Origin of the sequence: Cupriavidus lacunae, assembly GCF_003353055.1 — a bacterium.
GTDB classification, from domain to species: domain Bacteria; phylum Pseudomonadota; class Gammaproteobacteria; order Burkholderiales; family Burkholderiaceae; genus Cupriavidus; species Cupriavidus lacunae.
In genome coordinates, this window is record NZ_QKWJ01000162.1 from 1 (window position 1) to 7025 (window position 7025).

General features: G+C 60.7%; 3 protein-coding genes and 2 pseudogenes. All 5 read right to left on the minus strand.

The window, feature by feature from the left end; all coding sequences use genetic code 11:
* Nucleotides 1-181: 181 nt before the first annotated feature.
* A pseudogene (locus DN412_RS41650) lies at nucleotides 182-424 on the minus strand (H-NS histone family protein); the annotation flags it as partial.
* Nucleotides 408-1542 (minus strand): annotated as a pseudogene (locus DN412_RS41655) (DNA-binding protein). The pseudogenes DN412_RS41650 and DN412_RS41655, both read right to left, overlap by 17 nt.
* Before the next feature lie 471 nt (nucleotides 1543-2013).
* Nucleotides 2014-2601, minus strand: a complete 588-nt coding sequence (locus tag DN412_RS43260) for a hypothetical protein (RefSeq protein ID WP_133303184.1) — start codon at nucleotides 2599-2601, stop codon at nucleotides 2014-2016.
* A 2278-nt stretch (nucleotides 2602-4879) separates the two neighbouring features.
* Nucleotides 4880-5131 carry a hypothetical protein gene (locus DN412_RS43265; RefSeq protein WP_133303187.1) on the minus strand — a complete coding sequence of 84 codons (252 nt, stop codon included), beginning with the start codon at nucleotides 5129-5131 and terminating at the stop codon, nucleotides 4880-4882.
* A 586-nt stretch (nucleotides 5132-5717) separates the two neighbouring features.
* The gene (locus DN412_RS41670) at nucleotides 5718-6818 is read right to left on the minus strand and encodes an IS5 family transposase (RefSeq protein ID WP_115216833.1); all 1101 of its coding nucleotides are present in this window, start codon (nucleotides 6816-6818) and stop codon (nucleotides 5718-5720) included.
* Between the last annotated feature and the right edge of the window lie 207 nt (nucleotides 6819-7025).

A 7025-nucleotide genomic window follows, 5' to 3' on the forward strand; every position in this document is an offset into this window, starting at 1 on the left:
AAATGCGACAGTAAACGCGAGACTTAGAGAGTTTACAAGTGCCGCTTCAACTCGTTGAAAGTAAACGCTTTTCCTGGGCGCTCTGGTCGCTTTGGAAGGTCAGAGATGTGTAAAACCGCATGCCCAGAACCCAGTTAGGTTTGCAAACCGTCGCAAGTTGCACCGAAATCAAGACTACCCCCGACTGCCCCGCATTGACCGCCCGCCGCAGCCAGTCGGGCATCTCGCCCTGCCCGTCCCAGCTCTGCCCCGCGGCGTTGCGGTAGCAGACCACCGGCGGCGGCGCGGGTGCGGGTGGCGGTGGCGGAGGGGGCGGCGGATCGAAGCACCCTGCCGCTGCCAGCTCCTCCATGGTCAGCCCGTAGTCGGCCATCTCCGCCTGGATCCAGCGGATCGCCGCCGCCCGCTCAGTTTTTGCTGTCATTGCCGTCGTCACTGCTGTCGCTGCCGTCATCCGGGTTGGAGGCGGCCGTTGGCGTGCCCTGCTTCTCGTCTTGCTGTTCGTCCAGTTTTTCGCCTGGCGCCTCCTGCTCGGTCGGCGCCGGGCCGCCGGCCGGCCTTGCGCTGCCGCCCAGCGCCATCTCGCCGGGGTGGCGCCACCCGCAATTCTGCTAGCAGCTGGCGCGCCAGCGGCGCTTCGGCCTCGGCCCGTTCGGCCCGGCGCTGCGCCGCGCCCAGTTCCGCCTGCACGGCGTCCAGGTCGCGCGCCGATTTGCGCTGCGCCTGCTCGGCGCTGGCGAGCCGATCGGCGAGCGTTGCGGCCTGGGTCTCGAGCCGGGCGCGGACTTCGGCCTGCACCACCGCCGCGTCGCGGGCCTCGCTGCGCGCCGCCACCAGTTCGCCGCGCAACGCTTCGGCCGTGCGCTCGCTCTGCTGGCGCGCGGTGCGCTCGGCGTCCAGTTCGCGCCGGCTCCGGCGCTCGCTGGCTTCGGCCCGTTCCTGCGCGAGGGTCACCTGCTCGCGGGCGCGCTCCAGCTCGGTCGAGAATTGGGTACGCAATTGTTCCTGGTCTCGCCGGGCCGCCTCCAGTTCCGCCCTGCCCGCCTCCAGTCGCGCCTGCGTCCCGGCATGAGATTGACGCTCGGCCGACAGCGCTGCCTGCTGTTCCGTCAGCAATTTCCTGGCTTCGGCCAACTGCGCGGAGACTGCGGCCAGCTCCTCCCGCGCCGCCGCAGTCTCGGCCCGGGCCGCGTCGCGCTCGGCCTCGGCGGCGCTGGCCGCATGGCGGGCCTCGGCGCGCAGCGTGGCCAGCTCGCCGGTGGCGGCCTCGTTGGCCGCCTGCCAAATGGTCTGCACCGCCCCGGCCGCGATGTCCTTCAACGCATCCGGCAAGTCGGGATGGTCGATGGTACCGCGCGTGCGCCCGCGCAGCTCCTGCCAGAACGCCTGCAACACCTCGGCCGGCGTGCCCATGCTGCCTTTGCGCACCAGGCTATAGAGCTTGTTGGCGGTGGGCGTGACGCCATAGCGGAAGAACAGCAGGCCGCAGACCTCGCGGTACAGCGCACGGGTTTCGGGGAAGCGCGCGCGCAGCTCGACCAAGTCGGCTTGCAGGGTGGCGTCGCTCAGATCCAGGTCGAATCCCGGCCGCCCCTCGATCCAGGCCTGCGACCAAGATGCGCAATTATGCTCTGCAGAGCATAATTGCGCATCTTGGTCGCAGGCCTACCTGACCGGTCGTGACCTTGACGGGGATTCGCATGATCTGTACCGCCGACTACGTGTCGTCACCCTGGGGGCGGTCGTGACGCTTCCTCATCAGTTTGCCAACACTCATCAGTACTTGGGAGAGCTAGACTGGTTTGGGGCATGAGTTCTCGCCTAACACTTGAACACAGTCGCATGGCTGGTGCGTGGCATCATCTAAATCGGCGATTGCCGTTCCATATGGACACCGTTGAAGCGGTGAGAAGTGCTCTTGTAAGTTGAGTCTTGCAGCGTAGTAGGATTTTTGCCGAACTCGCCTACGCCAATCTTGCGGGACGAGTCCTTTTACAAGGATGCGTTTCCCTGCTACGGGTTACGATAGAAAAACGAAGCGCTTTTTGCGTTAACGGGACCGAATGCGCTGCTTAGCGGTTTGTTTAGGTAGGCGGAGGCCGGCTTGTCGAGGAAGAAACTGGCGGAATTTGCCACCAGCATCCCCCACGTTCCTGAGGTTTGAGGCTCACCTGGAATGACCAAGGCAACGTGGCCGTGCCCAGTGGCTTTAAGTAAGGCGATCACCGGCCATCCGGCGTTGGCCATGCTTTGGGCGCAAAGGTTGTTTTGCTCATCGAAGACGCTACCGAGCTTTTGCCATTTCGATCCTGATGCATTGACCGTATCCCACATCTGGTTGGCTGACTGATGCGCCGTGCCGCCGCTCGACTTAAAGTCTGTCACGCCGTAAATTGATTCAAGCCCTCGGCTAGCGAAAGTGTTGCAAGGACTTTGGTCGTTAATAGGGTCGTTGGACTCGCACTTCAGGTACTGACCCAGCTTGCTGATAGCAAGCTGTTTGGCGGCAGCCGAAGGAGCGTTTGCGGGCGGGACTGGACATTGTGCGGCAACTGAGGTCGCTGTTGCAATGCCCAAGACGGTTAGGACGATCTTTTTCATATGGCCTCCGATATTTAGCACCAGGGTAAGCAGATGCGTTTACCGCCTATGCTGCCCACCTGCAATGGCTTCGGCTGTGGCAACAGCTGCCCTGGATTGTTGAACACCGAATTCGGGCCGCCCCAGATCTGCCCAGGATTGCGTACAAAAGAGTTTGAACCACCCCAGATCTGGCCTGGATTTCTAACAAACGAGTNAAGATCGTTGTTGTCACCGAAGCAACCATCTTCGCCTCCGATGCCATTGGAAAGACATTTGCTTAGTTCCCGCGCTGTCAGTCGCGAGCCGATGCAACCGGCTGCGGCGTAGGGTTGCCCACCGGTGGAGACGACGCACTGAACCGCAATCTGCTGCTCCGGATTGAGCTGCATGTTGAACATATTAGCTCCGGCGCATGTGGCAAAGCCGGTAGGGTCCCCTTGTGACTGCGCTGCGCACTGAACTGCCACTTGCTGTTCTTTACTCAATTTGCTTCCGAAGAGAGCGTTGGCCGAACAGCCAGCGAACTTTGAAGTGTCACCACCGGCCGAGGCCGCGCACCCAAGCACCTTCTGCTCGTTCGGTCCAAGGCTCTTGCCGAGGAACGCTGCTCCTGCACAGGTGGTAAAGTCCTCTTCGTCCCCTTTTTCCTTCATCGCGCATTTTGCCAGAATGCGCTGGTCGTCAGACATCTTGATCCCCGCGTGTGGGGCGGCACATGTAGCGAAGCTGGTTACATCGGTAGACGAGACCGCGCAATCCAGCATGGCCTTCTGGCTGCGTGACATGAATTTGTCTGCTGCGCACTCACCAAAAGCGACCGCGTCAATGCTCTTGCTTGCGCACTTGAGAATGGCCTGTTCATCTTGGGAAAGCACTTTGTTGAGGTATGCTCCACCCAGGCAACTCTTGAAGTCGTTCTCACCCCCCTTTGCCTTGATTGCACATCCCGCAATGCGTTGCTGATCGGCGGAAAGCGAATATCCCAGTTTCGGCGCTGCACACGCTGCGAAATCTTGGGGCGTTCTGGAGGAGACTGCGCAGTCGAGCACTGCCTGCTGATCGGGAGGCAGCACTACCTTCTGGCCTGCGCAGGCTGCGAATGCAGCGACATCGACACCCACGTGCTTTGCGCACTCCTGTGCCAGTTCCTGTGCATTGGTAATCCCGGGCGGCAAGTTGAAACTGCCCGGAACCGGGAAACTGCTGCCCATCGTGTCCAGACTCACTTGAGCTATGAGAGCGCATGGCGCCGGTCCGAACGGACCGGCGCACATTGCTTCGCCATTCGGGCCCTTTTGTGGCAGCAGCTGAGGTTGCCGCGCGCTGAAGCTCTGCGGTACCTGACCAATCGCTGATTGAGCCTGCATGATGTACGCACGTACAGCGTCGCATGGTGCTGGTCCTAGGGGACCCATGCAGATCCCATTTCCGGCCCCACCCCACGATGGCAACTGCACTTGCTGCGCAGCAAGCTGGCGAACAGCCAGGAATATCTGGATCTGGCGGCATGGTCCTGGACCCATCGGACCCGCGCATACAGGCCCTACTTGCGGATCGAAGGCGATCTGTTGCACAGGCATTCCGTTCGCTATGTACTGTATCAACAGAAAGCGATGCACTTCCTGGCACGGCCCGGGGCCGAATGGGCCAGCACAGATGGGGCCGAACACCGGATCGACGCCAATCTGCGGTGGCATTGGCGGCGGTGCTCCTTGGGGAAACTGTGCGAATGCTGTCCCTGCGATGGCACCAAGTAAAAGGAAAGCGAGTTGGAGCAAGGTGTGGCGCATTTTCTCCCTCCCAAGTAGGCACTATTTTTTCTATTACCCCTGTGAGCTGCCATTATGGGGAAGGTGGCTCGCCACAAGATATGGTCCTTTGGGGGGATTCCCGGCTACGGCAACAGCAGAAGCGTGACCATCGCCGGCCCGCGTGACTGGGGCTGGCTCACCCAGGAAGAATGAGCCCGCGCTCACCGAGGGTCGGCGAGGAAACACCGGCGCTTCTTGCCTAGAACGGCTCGGGCTGCATGCCATACCGGAGCTCGAAGACGGCCGGATGCCGCCATAGCCGCGCCCACGTGCCCCAGTCAACGGCCCGCCTCGTGCGGGCTTTGTTTTTGCCCAAGGCACCGGCACAGCGCCAGTGCCTTGCCGGCAGGCCGGGCCTCAGCGCCCGTGAGAACTCGCCCAGACTGGCCCACTGGGAAGGACGGAATCTGAAAAAACCTGTGGTTGTGTGTGACTTCTCCGCTAAGCCTTTGATTTACAGGGAAACTAGTGCCACGGTTTCGACCTCAGGTGCCACGGTTTTGCCCGATTCCGCCACAGGCCGATTTCTCGCTCCGTACCTTCTTCTTTCTTCTTTTCTTTTTAAAATCAAAGAGAAAGAGAAAGAAAGCCGCGAAAAAGGCAAGAGAGGCCGCGCAAACGTTTTCGGCGTGCTGCCTATTTTTTAGCCACAGAATTTTTGCTGTGCCGTGGCAAACCGTGGGAGCGAAAACCATTGAGCCATAAGGCTTCGCGAGCGATTCGGGGGCCTTTGCCACGGCTCCACGGGTATTTTTGCTAGTGTGCTCCCGGAGCGGGGCTTTGCGCACTATGCTCCAATGGTCAGATACCTTGAACGCCGGCGCTCATGAGCTATTCGTTGCCACCCGAAGTCCATTGTTCGCTCATAACAAGGGGATGGGCAACCCTGCAATATCTGAACCATGCGCCGGACCTTGTCGGCGCCGCAACTCTGTTTGGGCAACCTGTGAACTCACCAGGCCGACCACTTGTTGCCTTGCTTAAGCCTCAAACTTCAGAGAAGGCGCCGCCGAACACCACAAGTGGGATATTCGGTCTTGGCGCATTTCCCCTGCACACAGATATGGCGCATTGGCCTACGCCGCCGCGCCTTCTTGTCATCCGCGCTCGTGTTCCGGCGTTGGGGTGCCCAACACAGATGCTCGACAGCCGGGCGGTGGACCTCGACGGGCGCCTAGCAGGCTGCTGAAGTACTCGTCGCGCAAGCGACGAAGCTTCCCCTGCAAGGCTTCCGGATTGTGATTTTTCACAATCCGGAAGCCAAACGTCACTGCATCGACTTTTTCGGCGATTTGGTACCCGATTCCGGCCTCATTACCGCGATTACGGCAACTGCGGACGGATTTGTCCCAGCGAGCGCATGCGCACGAGGTTGTAGGCGGCCATGCTCAGCACAAACATCTGGTCAACCTTCTTCAAGCCGCGCACCATCACCTGGCGCATGCGCCCCACGGTCTTGGCCCAGCCAAAGCCTTGTTCGATCAGCTTGCGCTTCTGCTGCGAGATCGCATAACCGATGCTGTTGGCGATCTCGTCCGGAACGGCCGAGCGCCGCCCCGAGGTGTTCTGTGCCACGTGGGGCGTCACCTTCATCTCCAGGCATGCCTGAATGAATTCTTCGGCGTCGTAGCCCTTATCCGCGCCCACGGTGACTTCCACATCCAGATCCTCAGCCACCTGCCTGGCATCATTGAGCATGACCTTGGCGGCCTCGCGCTCGGCGTGTCCGTCCGCATTGGTCACCATCGCGCTCACCACCAGGCCGTGGCGGTTGTCGCTCAGGGTATGACCCATGTAGCGCAGTTCACTTGCGGTCTTGCCCTTGCGGTAGAGCCTGGCATCGGGATCGGTCTTGGACTCGTGCGTCTCGTTGCTGCGCTTGCGACCCTTGAAGTTGGCGCCGTCGTTGTCGTCTTCGTCGCCGCCATCCTTGCGCACGAAGCTCTTGTGGCCCGCCCACGCTTGAATCAGCGTGCCGTCGACGCTGAAGTGCTCGCCCGACAGCCAGTCCTTCTTCTGTGCGATGGCCAGCACTTCGTTGAAGAACTCGATTACCGCATCATGCTTGATCAGCCGTTCGCGGTTCTTGGTAAAAACCGTGGGCACCCAAACTGTGTCGTCCATCGACAGCCCGATGAACCAACGAAACAGCAGGTTGTATTGCGTCTGCTCCATGAGCTGGCGTTCGGAGCGAATACTGTAGAGCACCTGCAGCAGCATGGCCCGCAGCAACTTCTCCGGCGCGATGCTGGGCCGGCCGCCCTTAATGTCGGCCTCGTACATCTGCGCGAACAACCGGTCCATCTTCACCAGCGCCTGGTTGGCCATGGCGCGGATCGAGCGCAGCGGGTGGGACTTCGGCACGAAATCATCCAGCCTCCGCATGGTGAACAGGCTTTCGGTGAAGGTGTCTGCGCCGCGCATAAATGTGAGGTTGGATGGGATCCTCAAATCAACGCTTCACCCGGCTGTCGCGCTGACTTCCTCTGGAGGTATTTCAGCGGCCTGCTAGATCCTATGTAACAGGTGGAGGTCGTCAACGAACTGATACGTAAAATCAGGGCGTGTCGAGTCCCCTGTTCAAAGGAGAGCATCATGCACACGGATCAGATGTTCACGACGGGTGGTGAG